The organism is Micromonospora sp. LOL_024, assembly GCF_048060415.1.
Lineage (GTDB): Bacteria > Actinomycetota > Actinomycetes > Mycobacteriales > Micromonosporaceae > Micromonospora.
The window spans coordinates 14,148-35,201 of sequence record NZ_JBHMIS010000025.1 but is presented as its reverse complement, the minus strand read 5'-3'; the positions used below and the strand labels follow the sequence as shown (position 1 = coordinate 35,201).

The following is a 21,054-nucleotide window of genomic DNA, read 5'->3' as shown; positions in this document are numbered from 1 at the left end:
GTGAGCAATACGCCGCCGCGAACGACTACCTGACGGCCAGCTACCGCGCCTCGATCGGCGGCCGGAGCCGGCTGTACCCGCGGATCGCCTCCGCGCTGGCCCTGTGCGCGTTCCACCTCGGCGACCTGGAGCGCGCCGACCGGCTGCGGGCTGACAGGGCGCCGCGGCCGGCGGCTGAGGACCGCTCACCCGGCAATGACGGAGACGCCGATGAAGGAGTCGCTCGGCTACGGTGGGGAGCCCTCTTCCTCGTCCTGAAGGGACCGCCATGATGCCTGAGCCGGTGGCGCTGGCGAGCCCGCTCGCCAGGGTGCACGCCCGCGTCGGTGCCACCTTCACCACCTTCGGCGGCTGGCGGATGCCGCTGCGCTACGCCGGGCACCTCGCCGAGCACCATGCGGTGCGCACTGCCGCCGGGCTGTTCGACCTGTCGCACATGGGGGAGCTCGTCGTCGACGGTCTGCAGGCCGCGGCATTCCTGGACTACGCGCTCGTTCTCGACGCCACCGGCATGGAGGTGGGCCGGGCGCGGTACACGCTGATCTGCGACGAACGCGGAGGGGTCCTGGACGACCTGCTGGTGTACCGGGTCGCCGAGCAGGAGTTCCTGGTGGTGGCGAACGCGTCGAACGTCGGCCTGGTGCACGACGCCCTGCTCGCCAGGCTGGGCGGCCACGAGGCAGGGCTCCGCGACGCCTCGGCCGAGTACGCCCTGCTGGCCGTGCAGGGCCCCCGCGCCGCCGCCGTCCTCGGCCCGCTGGCCGGCGTCGACCTTGCGGGAATCCGCCGGTACCGCTGCGCGACGAGCACCGTTGCCGGCCGGCCCGCCCTGCTGGGGCGGACCGGGTACACCGGGGAGGACGGTTTCGAACTCTATCTGGCACCGGCGGATGCGCAGGTGGTGTGGGACGCGGTGCTGGCCGCCGGAGCCCCGCACGGCCTGGTACCGGCCGGGCTGGCCTGCCGTGACACGCTGCGACTGGAGGCCGGCATGGCGCTGTACGGCCATGAGCTGACCCCGGCGGTCACGCCGTTCCAGGCGCGGCTGGGCTGGACGGTCCGGCTCAACAAGGCGTGCGGCTTCGTCGGTCGCGCGGCCCTGGAGGCGTCGGCTGCGGACCCGCGGGGGTCGGTGCTGGTCGGGTTGACCGGCACGGGGCGCAGGGCCGCGCGGGAGGGTAGCCGCGTGCTCGATCCCGCCTCGGGCGAAGCGGTCGGCACTGTTACCAGCGGGGTGCTCTCGCCGACCCTGCGCCATCCGATCGCTCTGGCCTACGTCGAGCCGGCGTACGCCGCTGCGGGCACCGACGTCGACGTCGACGTCCGTGGATCGGTGAGCCGCTACCAGGTAGTCGAGCCGCCGTTCTACCGGCCGCCGACGAAGCCCGCCGAGACCGGATGAGCCGGGACCGGTCACTGAACCGTGGACCGGTGGCGGCGTACAACCGGCCGCGTTGACAACCCCTGGCGTCGCTGCGAGTGTAAATATCGACGTACATCGTTGAATTTCACGGGGGTCACAGTGCGCACTGGCACACGACTTCGGCCCAGCCCGTGGGCATCAGCTCCGCTACGGACGACTCGGCCGGACCCGGCATGACGGCCGGAGAGCAGCGTCGGCAGCGGCTCGTCACCGCGCTCGAGGGCGTCATCCCCGACGCGGTGCATGGTGTCTTCCGGCTCAACGACCACCATCTCAACAGGGTTCCGACCGCAGCGCACGCCGCGATGTCGACGGTTGCCGGATGGTGGGTGCTGGCGTATGCGGTTCCGGTCACGGACGAGGGACTGTGGGTGTGGCATCACCACGGCGAGTACCGCTCGCTGATGGCGAACTACGTCCTGGCCCGGGCCCGCGAGGCGATGCAGGCCTCGGCGGCGGCCGGGGGAGAGGAGTTGGTGAGCCTCACCAGGCTCACCAGTGAGGGCGTCTCCATGGTCGAGGTCGGCGAGCTGGCCGGCCTGGGCAACCGGGGCTGGAACAACCTGCTGCTGCACCCCCGGTACGGCAGTTGGTTGCAGATCGAAGCGCTGGCGACCCCGGAACCTCTCGGCGCGGAGACCCCCGCCGTGCCAGAGGACGTCTGCGTCAAGTGCATGAACTGCATCAACGACTGCCCGGCCGGGGCGCTGTCGGTCGACGACTTCGACGCGGTGCCCTGCGCGCAGCTCGTGGCCGCGCCATGGAACCCGAGGAGCCGGGCCATCGCCCTCACCGCCCAGACGTACATCGAGTGCCGCGAGTGCATCAACTCCTGCCCGATCGGCGAGCAACCTGAAGGGATCCTGGCGTGGCGACGGTAAACCTCGAAGCCCCGACGACGATGCCGGGCGCGGAGCCCGAGCCACGCTCGGACGGCGCCTACGTGTTCCACCACCCGCCGAAGTTCATGTGGCAGCGGGACGCAGAAGTCCCGGAACGGCGGTGGGGCCGCTACTCGGTCTATGTCCACGTGCCATTCTGCCGCAAAATCTGCACCTTTTGCACCTTCGAGCGCAAGCGGCTGCGCCGGTCGTCGATCCCTAATTTCACCGCGCGACTGTGGGAGGAGCTGGACACCGTCCAGAACCTCGACGACTTCTCCGCCGCGGCCGTGCACTCGGTCTACATCGGTGGCGGCACCGGCTCGCTGCTGCCCAACGCCGACATCGTCCGCCTCATCGGCGAACTGCGCGACCGCTTCGGCCTCGCCGAGGCGGAGGTGACGCTGGAGTCCGAGCCCGGCACCAAGACACAAGCAGACCTCGAGGAGATCCGGGCCGGTGGCGTCAACCGGATCAGCATCGGCATCCAGGCGTTCCAGGACGACCTGCTGCGCAGGCTTAACCGGTCGCACACCACCGAGCAGGCGTTGCGGGCCGTGCGTGACGCCAAGGCGGCAGGGTTCGAGGACGTGCACATCGACCTGATGTACGGCCTGCCGGGCCAGAGCGTCGAGATGTGGCGCGAGACCCTCGACCAGGCCGTCGACCTCGGGGTGCCGCACATCTCGGCGTACCAGCTCATCGTGTTCCAGGACGAGCTGCTGGACCGGGCGATCCGCCTCGGTGAGTCGCCGGCGCCGGCCCCCCGCGAGGAGATCCACCGGATGCGGGTCATGTGTCACGATCGCCTCGCCGAGGCCGGGCTACCGCCGTACTCCCTGACCGAGTTCGCACGACCGGGCCACCACTGCGACTACGTCATCACCACCTGGGACGGTTCGGACTATCTCGGCCTCGGCCCGGCCGCCTACAGCCGCAACGGCAGGTGGCTGTGGGAGAACGACGTCATCCACGCCGCGTATGACGAGAGCGTGCGCCAGGGCCGCCGCCCGGTCGGCAAGGCGATCGAGATGACTCCCCGTGACCAGCTCGCCCGGGACCTGGCGATGAGCCTGTGCATGTTGCGCATCGACGTGGCGCCGTTGGAGGCGCAGGCCGGCGTCACCGTCGAGGAAACCTTCGCCGCGGAACGCGACACGCTAATAGCTGAAGGACTACTGCTGGTCGACGGTAGCAGGTGGACGCTGACCGCGGACGGAGTCCGCTACGCGACGGAGGTGATGAAACGGTTCGCCACCGGGTGAACCAGCGCGAGGAACACGAACACGGCAAGGAACCCGTTCCCACGACAGGAGGACCAACATGCTGTTGGCGCACGCACTCGGCAAGATCGAGTTTGTGCTCGAGGTGGCCCGGAAGGACCCGAAGAGCTTTCTGCCGGACCTCAAGGCCGACCCGTACCGGGCGGTCTCCCAAGGTGGTATCGACCTGACGCCCGCGGAGATGCTCGCGGTCGTCGACATCGTCACCGGGACGTCACTGTCACCGTACGCGCCGCGACTGGGCAAGCTGCGGCAACGCTGGCAGGAAATCGTCGAGGACAACCCGACGCCCACCCGCAACAAGGCCGCGCAGCTGGTCGGGGCCCACTGACGACAACCGTCGTCGGTACGGGCGGTACGCCATGACACCGGTCGCGGTGCATCGCCCGGTCCGGCCCCTCGGGCGGCTGCACATCGCGGGCGTCGATGTCGTGATCGCCCCTGACGGGGTGCCTCACCTCATCGAGATCAACGACCGGCCGCTGCTGCTGGCCCGTTCGGCGATCCGGGTCGACGGCGTCGCGCCGACCCGCGGCGCCGTCGACGCGCTCGCCGTGGACCTGCTTGCCGCGGCGCCCCGCGGTGAGGTCGGCGTGGTGCTGTCGGAGGCGTTCGCGCTACCCGGGGGCGCCGAGGTCGTCGTGGACCAGGTCAGCAGCTGGCGCCCGGTCGGCGCCGACGCCTTCGTCGACGACGTCCGCATCCGTGGCGTCGTCGAGGATCTCGACGCCGTTACCGCCGCCGTGGTGTGCGCCGGTGGCCGCCTTCGCGTGGTCGAGGCGGCCGCGGCTGCCCGGCTGTGGACGGCGGAGCCTGACCCGACCGGGCTGCCCGTGTGGAACCGCTCGCAGATCGACATCCGGTGGCCGGGCCCGGTGGTGAACCACCGCGCCGCGACCGCGCTCTGCATCGACAAGCTCACCACCCGAAGGCTGTGCGGGGGCATCGGTGGGGACGTACCGGCCGTCGAGGCCGTCGCGCATTCGGCCGCGCCGTTCGACGGAGCGGGACCGCTGGTGCTCAAACCCCGCAACGGCTCGGGCAGCAGGTCGGTGCACCGCGGTCACTGGGGCGAACTGCGCGGGATCGTCGACGCCGGCGCCGGACGGGAGGACTACGTCGTGGAGCCGTGGATCGAACCGGCAACCCTGGCCGACGGTGACCGGGACTACCGCTTCGACCTGCGGGTGTTCGTCGTCGGTGGAACCACCGTCGGGATGCTCGCCAGGCGGGCCGCGGCGGCGATGTCCCCGCTCGTGGCCGGCTCGCCGCTGTCGTGGCTGACGACGACCGGGCGGGTGCTCGCGGTACGGGAGGCACCGGCCGGGGTGGCGACGACCGACGGGGACGTGGCGATGCTGCCGGGCCCGTGGCTGGCCGTGGCCGCCGGACTGGCCGAGCGCGCCACCGCCGCCGTGGAGGACGCCGCCCAGCTCCGGACGGTCCCGCCACCGCCGAGCTTCGCGCAGCTCCATGCCATCTCCGGCCCGGTCCGGCCGGTCGTCCTGGACGTGCGGGCCGCGGCGTGACGACCGGAGCGGACGGGGCCGCGAAGACCTACCAGGACGAGGCGACCGAGGTCCTGCGGACACTCATCCGGCACCGGTGCGTCAACGACGGCACCACCGGGTCCGGTGGCGAAATCGCCAGCGCGGCTTTCCTGGCCGAGTACCTGACCGGCGCCGGGCTGGACCTGGAGATCGTCGAACCGTGCCCGGGGCGGGGCTCCCTCATCGCGACCCTGCCCGGCCGGGACGGCCCGCCGGGGGGCCTGGTCCTGATGGGGCACACCGACGTCGTCCCGGCGGACGGTGCCGGCTGGTCCGTGCCCCCGTTCGACGGCGCGCTGATCGATGGTGTGGTCTGGGGACGCGGCGCCGTGGACATGCTCGGTATGACGGCGACGATGGCGGTCGCGCTGCGCCACCTCGGCAGCACCGGGTTCCGTCCGGCGGCCGACGTGACCCTCCTCGCGGTGGCGGACGAGGAGGCCGGCGGGCACCACGGTGCCGGCTGGCTCGCCGTTAACCGGCCTGAGCTGTTCCGGGGCCGCAGCGTCGTCACCGAATCCGGCGGATTTCCGCTGCGGACCGGTGTCGGGGTCCGGCTGGAGTGTTTCGTCGGCGAGAAGGGCGCCCTCGGAGCCCGGGTCGTCGTGGCCGGGCACAGCGCGCACGCGGCGTTCCCCTACGGCACCGAAAACCCTCTGTACCGGCTCGGTCCGGTCCTGGAACGACTCCGCGAGCACCGCCCCGCGCCGGTCGTCGACGACGTGTGGCTGGCGTACGTCGACGGCATGGACCTGCCCGAGGCGTGGTCACGCGCACTGTCCAACCCGCACACTTTCGACCAGGCGCTCGCCGCGGTACCGCTCGGGCTGGCGCGGCACTTCCACGCGGTGACACGGACCACGGTCACGCCGACGATCGTGCGGGGCGGCGCCAAGCGCAACGTGGTTCCCGGTCGGGTCGAGATCGACCTGGACGTGCGGGTCGCGCCGGGGCAGTCGGAGGCGGAGGTCCGCGCCGTGATCAGCGGGCTGTTCGACGGGCTGGACGGGGTCCGGGTCGAGTTCGCGGGCTGGCGGCCCGGCTCTGCCTCCGACCGACGCGCACCCCTGTGGATGGCACTGGAGCGGGTCACTGCCGAGTTGCTGCCTGGTGCGGTGATGGTGCCGGCGATCTCCGCGGCGACGACCGACGGCCGCCACGTTCGGCCGCTCGATGTGCCCTGCTACGGCTACGGATTGTTCAGTGAGCGCATCCCGGCGACCGAGTTTTTCCGGATGTTCCACAGCACTGATGAGCGGATCGACCAGGATTCCCTGGTGCTGCTGTGTCAGCTGTGGGAGGGCCTGGCGCGGTACGGGCTGATCGGGGCGGCACCGACGGCGTGACGTACGCCGCCGTCGACCGCGCGATCCTGGCCGGCGAGAGCCCGAGGTTGGCACGGTCGGGGCAAAGATAAGCGATGCTGTCATCGGTGGGGGGTGGTCCTTGAGGTCGTGCCGGGAGAACACCCTTATGATCACGTGAGGGATCCGTTTCATTCAATGTCCTCCCAGGGTTGCGCAATCCACGGAGTGCCTGGTCGTGCACCGTCGCGCGGGAGCGCAACACCGTGGTGGCTGCAACTGTTGCAGCCGCTTCGAACGGATCGACGATGACGATGCTTCAATCACCTGAGCGCAGTCCACGGATACGGGGGCCTCATGGCACTGGTCGAGCGCGGCTTTCCGATGCGTGTGCCGATTTCCTCATTGGTGCTCGGTGACTCGCCTCGGCTCGCGGGCGAAGTCGCCGAACACATCAACCTTCTCGCGGAGTCGGAGGGCCCTCTACCGCCGATCATGGTTCATCGGACCACCCGGCGCGTCCTCGATGGCATGCACCGGGTGCGGGCGGCGATGCAACGCGGCGAGGACACCATCGCCGTCGAGTACTTCGACGGCGATGAGGCAGCGGGTTTCGTCGCGGCGGTGCAGGCCAATGTCATGCATGGCCTTCCCCTTTCGCTGGCCGACCGGGAGGCCGCCGCAGCGAAACTGGTGAACATGTTGCCCCAGCGGTCGGACCGTTGGATCGCCAGCGTCACCGGGCTGGCCGCCCGCACGGTGGCGGCCGTCCGGGCGCGCGGTGGAGCCGTGAACGCTGGTGCCGGGGCACGAATCGGACGCGATGGCCGGGTTCGCCCGTTGAACACTGCCGAGGCCCGTCGGGAGGCCAGCAATGTGATTCTTGAACGCCCGGAGGCCTCGCTGCGTGAGGTGGCTCGCATCGTCGGGCTGTCGCCGGCCACCGTGCGGGACGTACGGGAGCGGATGCGCCGTGGCATCGACCCGGTGCCGGAACTCCAGCGAGCCGGCGAGGATCTGAATCCCGTCACCGGTCCGCGTGGCGAGCGACCCGTCCTGTGGGGGGTTAGGCGCGGCGGCCGAGACGTGCAGACGCTGTTGGAGATCCTGAAGGGGGACCCGGCCCTGCGGTTCAGCGAAACCGGCCGTTCGTTGCTGCGTTGGCTCTCCAGCCAGGCGGAAGGGGCCGCGGCGTGGCGGAAAGTGGTCAACGGTGTTCCGCCGCACTGCGCCTACGTCGTCGCCGAACTCGCGGCAGGTTGCGCCGACGAGTGGTCAGCCTTCGCGGCCGATCTCGCGCAGCAGTTGGACGACATAGCCTGACAGGGGGCGGCGGCGACCTCTCCGCCCGCCGCGCAGCCCAGTTCGGTGCCGGATCCGTCACTGCCGTGAGGACGAAGCCGTTCGCGGTCCGGAAGCGGCCGGTAAAGGCGGTCAGGGGGCGTCCGTGCCGGCCAGAACCGGGCCGGGCACCAGTAGCCGGGCGTGAAACGTCCCCCGCCGGGTCGAAGCGGAGATTCGCTTCGGAGAAGTCAAGCCACCGCCCGGTCAGCGGGATCCAGGCTTTGTAGCCGGACTCCTTGGCGCTGAACAGCAGCCGGCCTCAGGCCGTCCGCGGCGAGCCGGCGGTGAGAGCCGCCAGGTGGTCGCGCTCCGGGGGCAGGGACACCGCGCCCAGCATCCCCTCGGCAGCGGGGCGTGCGGCTCGGCGTCCACCCCGATCGCGGCGAGCACGGGCGGGGGCGAGGGACGCAGCCCGGTAGCCTGCGCAGTGGGTCATGCCCCCCACCACCACGCCGTCCGGCCAGATCGGCCTTCCGTGCGCACCGGTCAGCACGGCGACCGGCGGGTGGCCGAGCTGGGCCAGCGCACCCGCGGTGATCTCCGACGCGCAGATCGCCGAAACCGAGTACACCGCGTTCGCCGGCACCCGGCACCCGGCACGCGGTGGCCGCTCGGCTGATCGTGCGCCGCATCCGCCGCGACGAAGCCACCCAGGCCTCTGGCCAGGAAGAACTCCTGCCAGCCTACCGTCATCACGCGGTGCCCACCGACAGCCCGTTCACCCTGATCCAGGCCGAAGCACAACACCGGGCCCACGCGAACATCGAGCAGGTCAACGCGGATCTGATCAGCGGGCTACTCGCCCACCTGCCGTCCGGCCGGTGGGCGGTACGTTGAAGACTGAAGCTCGTCGTTGTCTGCCGCGGGCCTCCACGGAGTCCCCCGCAAGCGTGAGCGACCTCGGCGCCGCCCTCATCTCGGTCACGACCGGACGAGGCGCACGCCGGTCGCGAGCAGCCAGACGAGCCAGGCGACGAAGCCTAGGAGCCCGACGAAGATCAGCGCCGAGCCGTCGGCGATCGCGAGGTTGCCGAGCCCCGTGGCGAGCAGCAGGCTCCCGCCCATGAGGCCCAGCAGGCGCTGCCAAGCCGGAGTCAGCCCGCTCGCGTGCGCGGCGAGGGCCGCGCCGATGCAGGTGGTGCCGATCGTCGGCAGCGCCAGCGCGAACGCCGCCGCGTGAATCTGCCAGACGAGCTCGAACGCGGGCGTCGGCTCGGCGAGCCCGCTGGCGGACAGCGCGAGCCCGACCTGCAGGACGTTGACAAGCACGAAGATGGCCGACAGCGTCGCGCCAGCGGCCAAGGCGAGGCGCGACCAGTCGGCGCCCGCTCCGCCGCGCCGCTCCACGAGACCGTGCAGGCCCGTCACGAACACGAGCAGCAGCGGCAGGTACAGGGCTACCAGACCGGACACGATCGCGACCGCGTCGCGGTTGGCCGCGTAGTAGGCCAGCACTTCCTCGATCGGAGCACCGAAGGGCAGCGCGCCCGTTACCGCAAACAACACGTTCTCGATCACCACCAACACCGCGAACGCGATCGCCGCGGCACCGACGAGCCGGCGTCGAACTAACCAACTGCGGGCTGGCGTGATGGCGGTGTTCTGCGGTGATCTCATCTCTTACCCCTTCGTTTCAGTCGTCGGATGGCGGGTTGTCGAGCAGGTTCGGGGTATTCGTTCGGATGGTCATCGGTTCTTCCTTCGAGAGGAGCACTGAAAGCTTCGTTCTCATGTCGGTCATACGAATCTCGGTATCCTCTCGGCCAGGTCGGTTGCGGCTCCGCTCCGCGCGGTGCCTCATGCCAGGATTCGATCGGAGCGCACTGCCTCACCTGGTTCTATCGGGCGGTGACGTCGTGGACGCAACACTATGACCGACCCCATCATGCGCGCATCCGTGAGAAACCCCGGCGTACGTCCGCAACGTCCCCCGACATGGACTCGGGGTTCACCCCAGGGCTAGGCAATCATTTATGAGTACGAGCTCGTGCCGCGATCCGAGCAGTGAGGTGATCTCGGCAAGATTCGGGTGGGTAGCGGTATTCAAGGTGAGTCAGGTGCAGTGCGGCGGCGACGATCTCGCCTTTAGGCCAGTTCGTGGCGCGGGCCCGGGACCAGGAACTGGCGTCTATCCGCAGTCTGACGGAGCAGGCGGAGCAGGCGAGCGAAACTACGGTCCGAGAGTCCTTGGCGGCGACCGAGACCGGACGGTCAAAGACCGCCATATCTCCACCGTCTCCCGTACGGTGAGCGAGCCGGTGAACCCGCCGTGCTGCAGCATCACTCCGGTCCGGGGGCGCGGCGCGGCTCGGCTCGGTCCTTGATCGGGCTACCGCCCGCGGCGGTCGTCCAGCGCTCGGGCGAAGTCCGCAGGCTCGACGACGACACGCGGCTCGATGTCGAGTTCGACCTCGACCTCGTCGCCGATCGCAACACCCCCGGCCTGCCGGTTGGTGTCGCTGAGGCCGAGCAGGTGGCGGCCGCGCATAGTAGCGATCCGGCTTTTCCGGCAATGCCCGTTGGCCGTGATCGTCACTGGCGGCTGCGCGCCCCCGCCGAGCGCCTCCACCACTCCGGGCGGAACTTCCAGCCCTCGCATGGTCTCGGGCGGCTCGACGAGGGTGCGAAACTTCACGCCGTGCTCCTTGCCGATCGGTGCGGGGTCAGGATGCGTAGGTGGTGACCTTCCACAGATAGCCGTCCGGGTCGCTGAAGTACCCGTAGTACCCGCCCCATTGGGCTGCGGCCGCCGCTTTGACAACGCTACCGCCGGCGGTCACCGCGTTGCGGATGGTCTCGTCCACCACGTCCCTAGAGTCGGGGTTGAGGTGGAACGAGGCGCCCCGGAAGCCGGATCCCTCCGCGGAGACGCCAGCGTCCTGTGCCGCTGCCCCCCATTCGTAGAGAGCCAGTTGCAGGGATCCCTCGCCCAGGCTGAACGAAACGAAGTTGGGGGTGTCCTTGTCGATCTTGAACCCCAAGGCTCCAGCATAGAACTTCTTGGCACGGTCCAGGTCTTTGACGCCGAGCAGGACTGCACTCACGGGCAGTGACACGGTTCGCTCCTTGTGATTTCGATTTGCTGGCCGAACCAGCAGGCCAGACATCCGTGCTAGGCCCGGGATGTCACAACGGCCTGGGTTCGCCGGTCAATTGGTATGACAGGCATGGACGGAGGAACGTGACAGATGGTCGAGCAGGACTGGCTGAGCGAGCGGTTCGCCGAGCACCAGGACCGTTTGCATGCGGTGGCCTACCGGATGCTCCGCTCACCCAGCGATGCCGAGGATGCGGTGCAGGAGGCGTGGCTGCGGGTCAGCCGCGCCGAGACCGGCCAGGTGGAGAATCCGGCTGGATGGTTGACCACGATCGTCGCCCGGGTCTGCCTGAACATGCTCGAGGCGCGCCGGGCCCGGCGTGAGGAGCCGGCCGGTGCGCTGCCGCCCGAGCCAGCCACGAGGCAGGCCAGCATCCCAACCGGCCAGGTCGGCCCCGAGGACGAGGCGCTACTTGCCGAATCGGTCGGTGTGGCGCTGATGGTGGTGCTGGACACGCTGACTCCCGCCGAACGGCTCGCGTTCGTCCTACACGACGTCTTCGACGTGTCGTTCGCGGAAATCGGCGCCATCACCGACCGGTCCCCGGCGGCGGCCCGGCAGTTGGCCAGCCGGGCTCGGCGCCGGGTGCAGGGAGCGGCCGCAGCATCCGAGGCCGCACGATCCCGCAAGCGGGAAATCATCGCCGCCTTCCTGGCGGCCTCCCGCAACGGTGATTTCGACGCCCTGCTCGCGTTGCTCGATCCGAATGCTGTGACCGACGAGTTCCGCGGCGCCCACGCGGTGGCGGCAACGTTCGCCGGACGAGCTCAGGCTGCCCGGCCCGCTCTGGTCGACGGCGTTCCGGCGGCCGTCTACGCGCGCCGGGGCATACCTAAGGCCGTCTTCACGTTCACCGTCAGCAATGAGAAGATCACCGGTATCACCATCGACGCCGACCCCGACCGGCTCCGCGACCTCGACATCGTCTTTCTCAGCACCAGCAACAGGGAGCGGCGGTGACCCCCACGCAGGACGAGATACCAGACCCGTTCACAGCCACCCACTACCCGCCCGACGTGGCCCGTGCGCTGGTCACCGACCAGCACCTGCCCTGCGAAAGTGACGCGTGACCGGCATGGAAATCAGGCTCTCGTATTACCCGCTCGCCGTCCATGATTTGGACGAGGCGCTCGGCTTCTACCGCGACGTGCTCGGCTTCAAGGTGCGCGATGACGTCGAATTCGAGGGGATACGCTGGGTCAGCGTCAGCCCGCCATCGCAGCCGGACGTGCAGATCGTCCTCGAACTACCCGGCGTGCACTTTGGCGCCACGTCGGCTGACCGGCAGGCGATAACGGACCTCATGGACAACGGCCTGATGGGCCGTCTTGTCTTCGTGACCGACGACTGCGACGCCACCTTCGAGCGCCTCGAGGCCGCGGGCGCCGACGTGATGCAAGAACCAATCAACCAGTCCTCTGGCGTCCGCGACTGCGCATTCTGCGATCCCTCCGGAAACGCGCTGCGCTTCACCCAGACTCGCGGCCGATAGCCCCCGCAATCTGGTATGTCGCCGGCTTCCCTGCCGACACACCGACCGACTGTGGCTGACCGACCTCACCGCGTCGAGCGCCTCGGTGCTGTGGACGGCACGTTGACCCACAGCACGCAGCAGCCACGCAGACGGTCGGGAAGACGAGGTGGCCCCATTGTTGCCACCAGTGGTGGCCCAAACCCGCACCGAACCGAAATCCGCGCCTTGCCCCTGGAGCCGAACTGCTCCCGGTGCTCATCGCAGGGTAAGCGGAGTTTCGGATTCCACGCGGGTCAGCTTCTCGGGGTTGCGGACGTAGTAGAGGCCGCTGATGCGGGCGTCCTCGACACGAATCGCCATCACGCCGTCGATCTCGCCGTCCAGGCGGACGAGGAGTGCCGGGTTGCCGTTGACCACTGTTGGTTCGCCGGTGAGCGCGCCTTCCACCTTGCCCAGAGCACCGAAGAACATGCGGACCACCTTTTCTGCGCCGATGACCGGCCGTAGCGCGGCCTGCTTGACGCCGCCACCGTCGCTGACCAGGACCACCTCCGGGGCGAGCACGTCGAGCAGGCCCTGCAGGTCCCCGGTCTCGAACGCGCGCTGGAACGACTTCAGAGCTGCCCGGGTCTCGCTCGGGGAGACCACTGTGCGAGGGCGGCGGGCATCGACATGCTGGCGGGCACGGTGCGCGATCTGGTGGACGGCTGCGGGGCTCTTGCCGAGTGCCGCCGCGATCTCGTCGTAGCTGACGCTAAAGGCCTCGCGCAGCACGAAAACGGCCCGCTCGGTCGGCGACAGCGTTTCTAGGACGATCAAGAGCGCCATCGACACGCTCTCGGTGAGTTCGACGTCCTGGGCCACGTCCGGCGCGGTGAGCATCGGCTCAGGTAGCCAGGGGCCGACGTACGCCTCCTTGCGGCGCTTCATTGTGCGCAGCCGGTTGAGCGACTGTCGGGTCGTGATCCGGACCAGGTAGGCGCGCTGGTCGCGCACGTGCTCCGCGTCGACCTTGACCCAGCGCAGCCAGGTTTCCTGAAGGACGTCCTCGGCGTCGGCCGCCGATCCGAGTATCTCGTATGCGACGGTGAAGAGCAGGTTGCGGTGGGCGACGAAGGTGTCGGTCGCCGGGTCATCGGCATGGCTCATATCTCGGCCCCTCTTCTTCGCAGGATGCCCCGGTCGTCAAAGGCCTTCGATCGTGCACCCACAGCAGGGTCCTTCAGATCATCCGCGCCAGCACGACCCCATCCCGCCAGCGACTCTCAGCTGGTGAAGGGCTCAAGGCTGAAGCGCCCCCACGCGATGAAGGCGGCAAGCGCGATATAGGCCAAGTTCAGCATCGCCAACGTGAACTGACCGAGGCGGCCATGAGTGATCATCGCGCCGACCATGAGTAGGACCCAGCAGACGGCAGTCACCGGCACCATGAACGGTGCGATATCGAGCACGGCGGGCAGGATCAGGCCAACCGCAGCCAGGAGTTCGAGGACCCCGAGAGTCTTGACGAAGCCGACGCTGGCATGTTTGAGCCACTCCCCACCACTGTGCGCAGCAGCCAGCTTCTCCTTGGGTACGAACGTCTTGGTGATGCCGCCGAGCAGGGACACTGCTGCCAGCAGTCCGGCAGCAATCCACAGAGCGAGGTTCATGCGGTCTCTCCTTGCCTTGGGTGTAGGTCAGCGGTTGGCCAGCGCCTCGGCGCGCTTGGCCCGCAGCAACTCCTGGCGCTTGTCATCCTTGACCCAGGTGAGCGAGCCGGGCGTGCGCGCCTCGTCCGCCAGATGCTTGAGCGTGTGCTGGCAGACGAACTCCTTGAGGTTCGCGCCCGGACGGCCGCCGAGGTAGAACCTGTTCGCGGTGTCATCCTTCGAGGCGAACTGGAAGATGCCGGCGCGACGACCCAGGCTGATGCACTGGCCGAAGAAGCCCAGGTTCATGGGCATAGGCCGCTCACCCGCGATTCGGCTGAGCACCGTGTCGGCGGCATGTGCGCCGATCCTCGTGGCGGCCTGGCAGCTCATCCGCAGCGGCAGGTCCGACGGTGCCGCCGAATCACCCGCCGCGACGACGTGCACGTCGTCCACGCTCGTCAACGTCTCGTCGGTGAGCAGGCGGCCCAGGGCGTCGGTGCTCAGCCCACTGCTGGCGGCCAGGTCCGGCACGCCGAATCCGGCGGTCCAGATGGTCAGAGTGCTCGGCAACGTGCGGCCGTCACTGAGCTGCACGGTCTCCCGAGTGACAGCCGTCACCTTCGCGTCGGGGCCGTCGAGGACGGTCACACCGAGCTTGGTCAGCCGCTTGGCCACCGAGCGCCGACCCCGGCTGTGCAGGTACGGGCCGAGCACCGCGCCGCACACCAGGGTCACCCTTCTGCCCTCCTCGGCCAGTTCGGCGGCGGTCTCGATGCCGGTCGGACCGGCTCCGACCACGGTCACCGAGGCCGTTGCAGGTAGACTGTCGCCGATCCGCCGCAGCCGCTGCGCCTCCTCCAGGGTGGCGATCGGGTAGGCGAAGTCGACCGCGCCGGGTACGCGCGGGTCAGCGCTGCCACTACCCACCGCGTAGATCAGGTAGTCGTAGCCGACCGTTCCGCCGGTCGCCAACGTCACGCCTCGCTCAGCCACGTTGATCCGTGTCACGGTGTCGACCACCAGACCGACACCCTCGCCCAAGACTTCTCTGTAGTGGACGACCGCGTCGTCAGATCCGCCCACCAGTTGGTGCAGGCGGATCCGCTCGACGAAGGTCGGGCGCGGATTGATCAACGTTACTGTCAGGTCGTCGCGCTGCGTCAGGCGATTGGCCGCCATGACACCGGCGTACCCGCCGCCGATCACCAGCACATCAGTGTTCCCACCCATGGTGTCTCCTTCGCTTCAAGGGGCTCGGCCTCAAGACACCACGTGGTCGATGATTCTGACTGCCCGTGAGGCAGATCACTCCACCGGCGCGGGCTGGGTGGGCGTCACGGGGGTCCGGAAGGCCCAAGGTGGACGCTCCGAGATGACTGAGGTGGAGTACGCGCGGACCGCGCCGTTGCTGCCGGATCCTTGGTCGGCCCCGAGAGGAGCCCGGATACGTCGTGATTCCTGTCGGATACCCGGCGGCGGACGCTGAGGTGCCCGCGATCGACCGCAAACCACTCGACGAGATCCTCGTTCGCAGATGACTCCTGGCGCCACCTCCCGGTGCTCGCCGCGAAGGTCGGACACGTCACGGCAGATCCGACGGCGCCGGTCAGCCGGTCAGGCTGTGCGGCATCACGGCGAGGTCGGGTAGCAGTCGTTCCCGCTGGCCGAACCAGGCCAGGGAGTCGGCGATGCCGGCGGTCAGGTCCCGCTCCGCGCGCCAGCCGAGCAGGTCCCGGGCGAGGCGGCTCCGGGTGTACGCCCCGACCCCGTCGCCGGGGCGGCGTGGCGCCTCGGCCACGGCGACGGTCGGGTTGACAAGCGCGTTGAACGCCGCGATCAGCTCCAGGACCGTGGTGCCGGTGCCGGTGCCGAGATTGACGGCCAGGTGGCCGGGTCCACCGGCGGGGAAGAGTTCGTCGAAGCGTTCCAGGGCCCGCAGGTGGGCGGTGGCGAGGTCCCAGACGTGAACGTAGTCGCGCAGCCCGGATCCGTCGCGGGTGGGCCAGTCCAATCCGGCGACGGGGAACGGCTCGCCGGTGCGGTGGGCGTGGATGAGGCGACCGAGCGCGTGGGAGGGTGTGGGCAGTTGCAGCCCGGTACGCAGGGCCGGGTCGGTGCCGATCGGGTTGAAGTAGCGCAGCGACAGCACGCGCAGCGGGGTGCTGGCCGCGACGTCGGCGAGCATCCGTTCCACCACCAGCTTCGTGTGCGCGTACGGGTTGCCGGCACCCAGGGACGACGTCTCGTCAACCGCGAGGTCCGGGCCCGGCTGGTAGATCGAGGCCGACGAGCTGTAGATCAGACGGCGTACGCCGTGGACGAGTAGCCGGTCGACGAACTCCACCGTCGCGGCGACGTTGGCGCGGTAGTAGTTGACCGGCCGGGCCACCGAGTCGGGTACGACGGTCAGTGCCGCGCAGTGCACGACGGCCTCGATGTCCGGATGGCGGTGCAGTACGCCGTCGACCAGGCTGGCGTCGGCGATGTCGCCTTCGTGGAAGATCCGGCCGTAGCAGAACTCCCGCCGACCGGTGACCAGATTGTCGATAACCACGGGCGTGTGGCCGGCGTCGAGCAGACAGGAGGCGACGGTGCTGCCGATGAAACCGGCACCACCTGCGATGAGCACCTTCACGATCTAGCCCTCCCCGTAGGCGTACCGCCGGTGCGGTGTCCGCACCTACCTGCATCTTGCCCACAGGCGACGGCCGGCAGCGGGCGATCGTCGTAGCCAGTGCCCTCCGGCCGATCGGCGCCGAGCTGCGGGAATGCCCGCCCCGTTCGCGGGTAACCGGCCGACCGAGTTCGGGCGTCCGGGTGGACACGGGAGGAAGCATGGCGGAGCAACGCATCGGGGTCGCGGTGGTGGGACTGGGTGGCGCGGTGGCCACGACGGCGGTCGCCGGGGTGGAACTCCTCAAGTTGGGAATGCGCGACACGTCGGGGTTGCCACTGGCCCACCGCACCGACCTGGTGCCGTACGAGTCGCTGGTTTTCGGCGGTTGGGACCTGTGCCCGGACGACCTGGCGAAGGCCGCGCACGTGCACCGGGTGGTGGAGCCGGCGCAGCTGGACACCGTGGCCGGACCGTTGCAGGCGATCAAGCCCTGGCCGGCGGTGTCCGACCCGCAGTGGTGCCGCAACGCGACCGGCGCCAACGTGGTACCGGTCGGGCCGCTGCGTGATCGGGTCGCGCACGTCCGCGAGGACCTGCGCCGGTTCTGGACGGAACAGGCACTGGATCGGGTGGTGGTGGTCAACCTCGCCTCCACCGAGGCGCGACCCGACCCGACCGCGCCGGTGCTGTCCGATCTCGCGGAGTTTGAGAGGGGGCTCGACTGCGACGACGCCACGATCACGCCGGGCCTGCTCTATGCGTACGCGGCGATCCGTGAGAGTTGCCCGTACGTGAACTTCACCCCGAGTCTCGGGGCCGACGTGCCGGCGCTCGTCGAACTGGCGGAGCGGGAGCGGGTGCCGATCGCCGGCAAGGACGGCAAGACCGGTCAAACGTTGATCAAGACGGTGCTGGCCCCGGCGTTCCGGTCCCGGGCGCTGGTCGTCGAAGGGTGGTACTCCACGAACATCCTGGGCAACCGGGACGGGCAGATCCTCGACGACCCGTCGTCGCTGGCCAGCAAGCTGGACACCAAGGGGTCGGTGCTCGACGACATGCTCGGGTACGCGGTGGAGGACCACGTGGTCCGTATCGACTACTACCGGCCGCGCGGGGATGCGAAGGAGGCCTGGGACAACATCGATCTGGTCGGCTTCCTGGGTCAACGGATGCAGATGAAGGTCGACTTCCTGTGTCGGGATTCGATCCTCGCCGCGCCGCTGGTGATCGAGCTGGTGCGGCTCGTCGTCGAAGCGGCCCGCCGTGGCGAGGGCGGCCCACAGGAGCAGCTCGGCTACTTCTTCAAGGCGCCGCTGACCCGCGGCGGTACCGCGGAACACGCGCTGCACGTTCAGGAGCGGACCCTGCTGCGGTGGTTGGATGCGGCATGACGGCCGTGCTGGCGGCGGCGCCGACCCGCCGGCTGGCCGCGGTCGTACCGGCTTTTCGGCAGATCGGTGACCTGAAGCGCGTCCGGGTCGCGCACGCCGACGGCTCCGTGGCCGCACGGGCCTTCGAGCGGTCGTGGGCGGCGCTGGTCGACGGCGCGGATCCGGCGGTGGTGGCGGCCCGGGAGTGTGCCGCCGCCGTGGCGGGGGCGCGTCTCGCCGGCCTGGACGCCGCCACCCTCACCGCCTGCGGGCTGTCCGCGCCGGACGCGGAGACGGTTCTCGCCCGGGCGGTCGCGGAACTGGCCGACACGCTGCACGGGGACACGGTCGGCCGGCTGCGTGGTGCGCTGCCGGGCCTGGTGGCCGATCGTGCGACGGGTGGTGGTGTGCCGTCATTCGTGCCCGCTCTGTGCCGGCAGCCCCGCGCCGGTGCCACCGCGCCGGGACGGCCCCGCCTGATGGTCGAGCCCGCCGAGAACCACGCGGAGCACAGCTGGGCGGTGGCCGTCTACGCCGCGTTGCTCGCCGACGACGTCGGCGCGGATTTCGGCCAGGCCTTTCTTCTCGGCCTGGCACACCACCTGCACAACGCCCGGCTGCCCGACGCCGGGTTCGCCGGTGAGCAGCTGCTCGGTGAGCACCTCGACCCGATCGTCGACAGGTTGACCGAGATCGAACTCGCCGGCCTGCCCGCTGAGCTCGCGGCCCGGGTCGACGCGGCGTTGGCGGGCCGGGTCGACGTAGACACCCCGCTCGCTGCCGCGTTCCACGCCGCCGACGTGCTGGACCGGGTGCTCCAGACCCACCATCACGCCCGGGCGGCGGCCTTCACCGCCGAGCAGGCACTTGTCGACCTTCAACTGGTGCACGACGGGCCGTGCGCCGGGTACCACCGTGCGGTGCTGCGGGCGGCCGGGCTGTGACCGCGGTCGGCATCCCGGTCGCCGGTACTCGGTGGCGCGGCCCGGACGGCAGCGGGCTGCGGGCCGACACCGCACACAGCCTCACCGACGGGGTGCGCCGCTGGCCGGTGGTCGAGGGTATCCCGTGGCTACGCCCCGGGCGCGAGGACCTACGTGCGGCCACGGTGGCGGCGCTGGACGCCGGAGACCCGCGCGGTGCGACGATGCTGCTTCTCGCCGACACCGACGACTGGTGGGACGGCGATCGGCCCACACCGCGTCGGCTGCGTGCCGCGCTGGCAGCGGGAAGCCTCACCGAGGCCGTCGATCTGCTTGGTCTCGGCCGGGTCGGCACCTACTTCCGGCACCGCTGGTCCGATCCCAGCTGGCTGGCCACGCTGGCCCTCACCGCCGCTCACCCGCCGTCCGGTCGGGCGGTGGTGGATCTGGCCTGCGGCGCCGGGCACCTGCTGCGGCATCTTGCGCTGCACGGGCAGACCGACCTCACCGGTGTCGACGTGGTATTCGCCAAGTTGTGGCTGGCCCGTCGTTTCGTGTTGCCGACCGGCGCACCGGTCGCGCTGGTCTGCGCCGACCTGATCGCCGGCTGGCCGCTGCCTCCCTCGCACGTGCCGCGTCACGTCGCCTGCCACGACGCGCTGTACTTCCTGTCGGACAAGGCCGGCTTCGTGGCCACCGCGACCGCCGCCGCCGGGCCACGGGGGGCGGTGCTGCTCGGGCACCTGCACAACGCCACGCACCCGGCGGGACGGGCCGGCCTGCCGCTGCGCGCCCACGAGTGGACGGCGCTGCTGCCCGGTGCCACGGCGTACGCCGAGGAGGAGTTGACCGCCGCGACGGCCGGTGGCCGGCTCCCGGTGGCGGCCACCGGGGCGGCACTGGCCGCCACGGAGGCGCTCGGGCTCGCCCGCGACGGGGCCGCCGCGCCGGCCGACCCGGCGCTGCTGCTACCCGCCGACGGCGTCCCGGTGCGCCGGAACCCCCTCTACCTTGACGGTGACCGCACCTGGCCCGACGACCGGTGGGCGGCCGAGTACGGCGACCGGGCGGCGATGTACCTGCCGCCGCGCTGGCCCGACCCGCCCGGACCGGATGCGGTGTGCCGTCGGCTCCTGCTCGACCTGCCCGAGCGGTGGTGACGGGTGTGAACGATGCGGTGCGGTGGGGTGTGGTGGGCTGTGGCTGGGTGGCGCGTGACCATGTCGCCCCCGCGATGCGGGCCGCCGGTGCCCGCCTCCTGGTAGCCTGCGACCGCGACCCGGCGGCAGCCACCGCCCTGGGGCCGGAGGCCCTGGCCACCACCGACCTCGACGCGCTGCTCGATCAGCGCGACGTCGAGGCGGTCTACGTCGCCACGCCGACCGACAGCCACCCCGATCTGGTCGCCGCGGTCGCCAAGGCGGGACTGCCGGTGCTCTGCGAGAAGCCGCTCGCGGCGACGGTGACGGACGCCCGCCGGCTCGTCGCCGCCGCCGGTGGCACACTCGCCGGCACCGCCTTCGATCAGCGGTTCCATCCGGCACACCGGCTCGTCGCCGCGCATGTCACCGGTGGGGACCTGGGCACCGTGACGGCGGTACGCATCACCTACGGCTGCTGGCTGCCCCCGGACTGGTCTCCGGACGGCCGCCCACACGACAACTGGCGGGTCGATCCGGCCCGCTCGGGTGGCGGCGCGTTGGCCGATCTCGCCCCGCACGGCGTGGACCTCGTCGGCGCGTTGCTCGGCGACGATCTGACCAGCCTCGCGGTGCTCACCCAGCGGCGGGTGCACCCCTACCCAGTCGACGACGGGGCGGTGCTGGCCGGCGTAACGGCCGGTGGCGTCCTCGTGTCGGCACACGTCAGCTTCAACACCGCCGAGCAACTACCCCGCCGTCGTCTGGAGATCGTGGGTACCCGTGCCCAGCTGGTGGCGGTGGACACGATGGGCCAGACCGCCGGCGGCAGCCTCCGGCGCCTGGACGCGGCCACCGGCGTCGTCACCGAGCTGCCCTTCGATACCCGCACCAGCCCGTTCACCGCGCAGCTCCGCGCGTTCGGCGCGGCGGTACGTGGTGCCGACTGGCCCTGGCCGCTGGCCCGGGACCTGCGTCTGCACGAGTTGCTGCACACCGTGGGAGGGGCCTGAC

The 21,054-nt window shown here is 70.3% G+C and carries 22 protein-coding genes; 14 read left to right on the top strand and 8 right to left on the bottom strand.

The genetic code is table 11. The annotated features are described in order from the left end of the window. The first annotated feature begins 271 nt into the window (after positions 1-271). From gcvT to ACFHWY_RS21655, 7 genes are all read left to right on the top strand, one after another. Positions 272-1,402, top strand: coding sequence for a glycine cleavage system aminomethyltransferase GcvT (gene gcvT / locus ACFHWY_RS21685; protein WP_416582068.1), 1,131 nt, complete (start codon positions 272-274; stop codon positions 1,400-1,402). 194 nt (positions 1,403-1,596) lie between these two features. Beyond that, positions 1,597-2,304, top strand: a complete 708-nt coding sequence (locus ACFHWY_RS21680; RefSeq protein ID WP_416582067.1) for a hypothetical protein — start codon at positions 1,597-1,599, stop codon at positions 2,302-2,304. After that, positions 2,292-3,569 carry a coproporphyrinogen-III oxidase family protein gene (locus ACFHWY_RS21675; RefSeq protein WP_416582066.1) on the top strand — a complete coding sequence of 426 codons (1,278 nt, stop codon included), beginning with the start codon at positions 2,292-2,294 and terminating at the stop codon, positions 3,567-3,569. Before ACFHWY_RS21680 ends, ACFHWY_RS21675 begins: the two co-directional genes overlap by 13 nt. Positions 3,570-3,627: 58 nt before the next feature. After that, on the top strand, positions 3,628-3,918 hold the full coding sequence (locus tag ACFHWY_RS21670) for a hypothetical protein (protein WP_416582065.1): 291 nt from the start codon (positions 3,628-3,630) through the stop codon (positions 3,916-3,918). A gap of 31 nt (positions 3,919-3,949) precedes the next feature. Beyond that, the gene (locus ACFHWY_RS21665) at positions 3,950-5,116 is read left to right on the top strand and encodes a hypothetical protein (protein WP_416582064.1); all 1,167 of its coding nucleotides are present in this window, start codon (positions 3,950-3,952) and stop codon (positions 5,114-5,116) included. After that, positions 5,113-6,483 (top strand): M20/M25/M40 family metallo-hydrolase, encoded by a 1,371-nt coding sequence (locus tag ACFHWY_RS21660; protein ID WP_416582063.1) that lies wholly within the window; start codon positions 5,113-5,115, stop codon positions 6,481-6,483. The genes ACFHWY_RS21665 and ACFHWY_RS21660 overlap by 4 nt, the downstream gene beginning before the upstream one ends. 453 nt (positions 6,484-6,936) lie before the next feature. After that, entirely contained in the window at positions 6,937-7,764 is an 828-nt protein-coding gene (locus ACFHWY_RS21655; protein ID WP_416582062.1) for a transcriptional regulator protein, read from the top strand. A 280-nt stretch (positions 7,765-8,044) separates the two neighbouring features. Here the strand turns inward: ACFHWY_RS21655 and ACFHWY_RS21650 are convergent, their stop codons facing one another. Next, positions 8,045-8,371: a hypothetical protein gene (locus ACFHWY_RS21650; protein WP_416582061.1), complete on the bottom strand. Its 327-nt coding sequence runs from the start codon at positions 8,369-8,371 to the stop codon at positions 8,045-8,047. Between the two features lie 113 nt (positions 8,372-8,484). On the opposite strand from ACFHWY_RS21650, the gene ACFHWY_RS21645 reads away from it, so the two are divergent. Continuing rightward, complete coding sequence (locus tag ACFHWY_RS21645) at positions 8,485-8,622, top strand: hypothetical protein (protein ID WP_416582060.1); 138 nt, start codon at positions 8,485-8,487, stop codon at positions 8,620-8,622. A gap of 84 nt (positions 8,623-8,706) precedes the next feature. On the opposite strand, the gene ACFHWY_RS21640 is transcribed toward ACFHWY_RS21645, so the two are convergent. The 3 genes from ACFHWY_RS21640 to ACFHWY_RS21630 form a co-directional block, all read right to left on the bottom strand. Beyond that, complete coding sequence (locus ACFHWY_RS21640) at positions 8,707-9,402, bottom strand: hypothetical protein (protein WP_416582059.1); 696 nt, start codon at positions 9,400-9,402, stop codon at positions 8,707-8,709. 712 nt (positions 9,403-10,114) lie between these two features. Further along, on the bottom strand, positions 10,115-10,420 hold the full coding sequence (locus tag ACFHWY_RS21635; protein ID WP_416582058.1) for a DUF1905 domain-containing protein: 306 nt from the start codon (positions 10,418-10,420) through the stop codon (positions 10,115-10,117). Between the two features lie 28 nt (positions 10,421-10,448). Continuing rightward, the gene (locus tag ACFHWY_RS21630; protein WP_416582057.1) at positions 10,449-10,841 is read right to left on the bottom strand and encodes a VOC family protein; all 393 of its coding nucleotides are present in this window, start codon (positions 10,839-10,841) and stop codon (positions 10,449-10,451) included. A gap of 132 nt (positions 10,842-10,973) precedes the next feature. Here ACFHWY_RS21630 and ACFHWY_RS21625 point away from each other — a divergent pair, with 132 nt between their 5' ends. Both ACFHWY_RS21625 and ACFHWY_RS21620 read left to right on the top strand, forming a co-directional pair. Beyond that, on the top strand, positions 10,974-11,843 hold the full coding sequence (locus ACFHWY_RS21625) for a sigma-70 family RNA polymerase sigma factor (RefSeq protein ID WP_416582056.1): 870 nt from the start codon (positions 10,974-10,976) through the stop codon (positions 11,841-11,843). Positions 11,844-11,958: 115 nt separating this feature from the next. Then, entirely contained in the window at positions 11,959-12,375 is a 417-nt protein-coding gene (locus ACFHWY_RS21620; RefSeq protein WP_416582104.1) for a VOC family protein, read from the top strand. Positions 12,376-12,612: 237 nt separating this feature from the next. Here ACFHWY_RS21620 and ACFHWY_RS21615 read toward each other — a convergent pair whose 3' ends face one another. From ACFHWY_RS21615 to galE, 4 genes are all read right to left on the bottom strand, one after another. Further along, a complete protein-coding gene (locus tag ACFHWY_RS21615; RefSeq protein WP_416582055.1) occupies positions 12,613-13,506 on the bottom strand; it encodes an RNA polymerase sigma-70 factor in 894 nt (297 codons plus the stop codon). A 116-nt stretch (positions 13,507-13,622) separates the two neighbouring features. Next, positions 13,623-14,009 carry a DoxX family protein gene (locus ACFHWY_RS21610; RefSeq protein WP_416582054.1) on the bottom strand — a complete coding sequence of 129 codons (387 nt, stop codon included), beginning with the start codon at positions 14,007-14,009 and terminating at the stop codon, positions 13,623-13,625. 27 nt (positions 14,010-14,036) lie between these two features. After that, on the bottom strand, positions 14,037-15,221 hold the full coding sequence (locus ACFHWY_RS21605; protein ID WP_416582053.1) for an NAD(P)/FAD-dependent oxidoreductase: 1,185 nt from the start codon (positions 15,219-15,221) through the stop codon (positions 14,037-14,039). 376 nt (positions 15,222-15,597) lie between these two features. Further along, the gene (galE, locus tag ACFHWY_RS21600) at positions 15,598-16,626 is read right to left on the bottom strand and encodes a UDP-glucose 4-epimerase GalE (RefSeq protein ID WP_416582052.1); all 1,029 of its coding nucleotides are present in this window, start codon (positions 16,624-16,626) and stop codon (positions 15,598-15,600) included. A gap of 200 nt (positions 16,627-16,826) precedes the next feature. On the opposite strand from galE, the gene ACFHWY_RS21595 reads away from it, so the two are divergent. From ACFHWY_RS21595 to ACFHWY_RS21580, 4 genes are read left to right on the top strand one after another with little or no spacing between them, the layout of a single operon-like run. Then, positions 16,827-17,999, top strand: a complete 1,173-nt coding sequence (locus tag ACFHWY_RS21595; RefSeq protein ID WP_416582051.1) for an inositol-3-phosphate synthase — start codon at positions 16,827-16,829, stop codon at positions 17,997-17,999. Continuing rightward, positions 17,996-18,922 (top strand): HD domain-containing protein, encoded by a 927-nt coding sequence (locus tag ACFHWY_RS21590; protein WP_416582050.1) that lies wholly within the window; start codon positions 17,996-17,998, stop codon positions 18,920-18,922. Before ACFHWY_RS21595 ends, ACFHWY_RS21590 begins: the two co-directional genes overlap by 4 nt. Continuing rightward, the gene (locus tag ACFHWY_RS21585; protein WP_416582049.1) at positions 18,919-20,061 is read left to right on the top strand and encodes a class I SAM-dependent methyltransferase; all 1,143 of its coding nucleotides are present in this window, start codon (positions 18,919-18,921) and stop codon (positions 20,059-20,061) included. The genes ACFHWY_RS21590 and ACFHWY_RS21585 overlap by 4 nt, the downstream gene beginning before the upstream one ends. A 5-nt stretch (positions 20,062-20,066) precedes the next feature. Then, positions 20,067-21,053: a Gfo/Idh/MocA family protein gene (locus ACFHWY_RS21580; RefSeq protein ID WP_416582048.1), complete on the top strand. Its 987-nt coding sequence runs from the start codon at positions 20,067-20,069 to the stop codon at positions 21,051-21,053. Position 21,054 lies beyond the last annotated feature (1 nt).

Coding starts and splice junctions, on each gene's coding strand:
- gcvT (WP_416582068.1), top strand. CDS start 272: ATGCCTGAGCCGGTGGCGCTGGCGAGCCCGCTCGCCAGGGTGCACGCC.
- ACFHWY_RS21680 (WP_416582067.1), top strand. CDS start 1,597: ATGACGGCCGGAGAGCAGCGTCGGCAGCGGCTCGTCACCGCGCTCGAG.
- ACFHWY_RS21670 (WP_416582065.1), top strand. CDS start 3,628: ATGCTGTTGGCGCACGCACTCGGCAAGATCGAGTTTGTGCTCGAGGTG.
- ACFHWY_RS21665 (WP_416582064.1), top strand. CDS start 3,950: ATGACACCGGTCGCGGTGCATCGCCCGGTCCGGCCCCTCGGGCGGCTG.
- ACFHWY_RS21655 (WP_416582062.1), top strand. CDS start 6,937: ATGGTTCATCGGACCACCCGGCGCGTCCTCGATGGCATGCACCGGGTG.
- ACFHWY_RS21640 (WP_416582059.1), bottom strand. CDS start 9,402: ATGAGATCACCGCAGAACACCGCCATCACGCCAGCCCGCAGTTGGTTA.
- ACFHWY_RS21625 (WP_416582056.1), top strand. CDS start 10,974: ATGGTCGAGCAGGACTGGCTGAGCGAGCGGTTCGCCGAGCACCAGGAC.
- ACFHWY_RS21620 (WP_416582104.1), top strand. CDS start 11,959: ATGGAAATCAGGCTCTCGTATTACCCGCTCGCCGTCCATGATTTGGAC.
- ACFHWY_RS21615 (WP_416582055.1), bottom strand. CDS start 13,506: ATGAGCCATGCCGATGACCCGGCGACCGACACCTTCGTCGCCCACCGC.
- ACFHWY_RS21610 (WP_416582054.1), bottom strand. CDS start 14,009: ATGAACCTCGCTCTGTGGATTGCTGCCGGACTGCTGGCAGCAGTGTCC.
- ACFHWY_RS21605 (WP_416582053.1), bottom strand. CDS start 15,221: ATGGGTGGGAACACTGATGTGCTGGTGATCGGCGGCGGGTACGCCGGT.
- ACFHWY_RS21595 (WP_416582051.1), top strand. CDS start 16,827: ATGGCGGAGCAACGCATCGGGGTCGCGGTGGTGGGACTGGGTGGCGCG.
- ACFHWY_RS21590 (WP_416582050.1), top strand. CDS start 17,996: ATGACGGCCGTGCTGGCGGCGGCGCCGACCCGCCGGCTGGCCGCGGTC.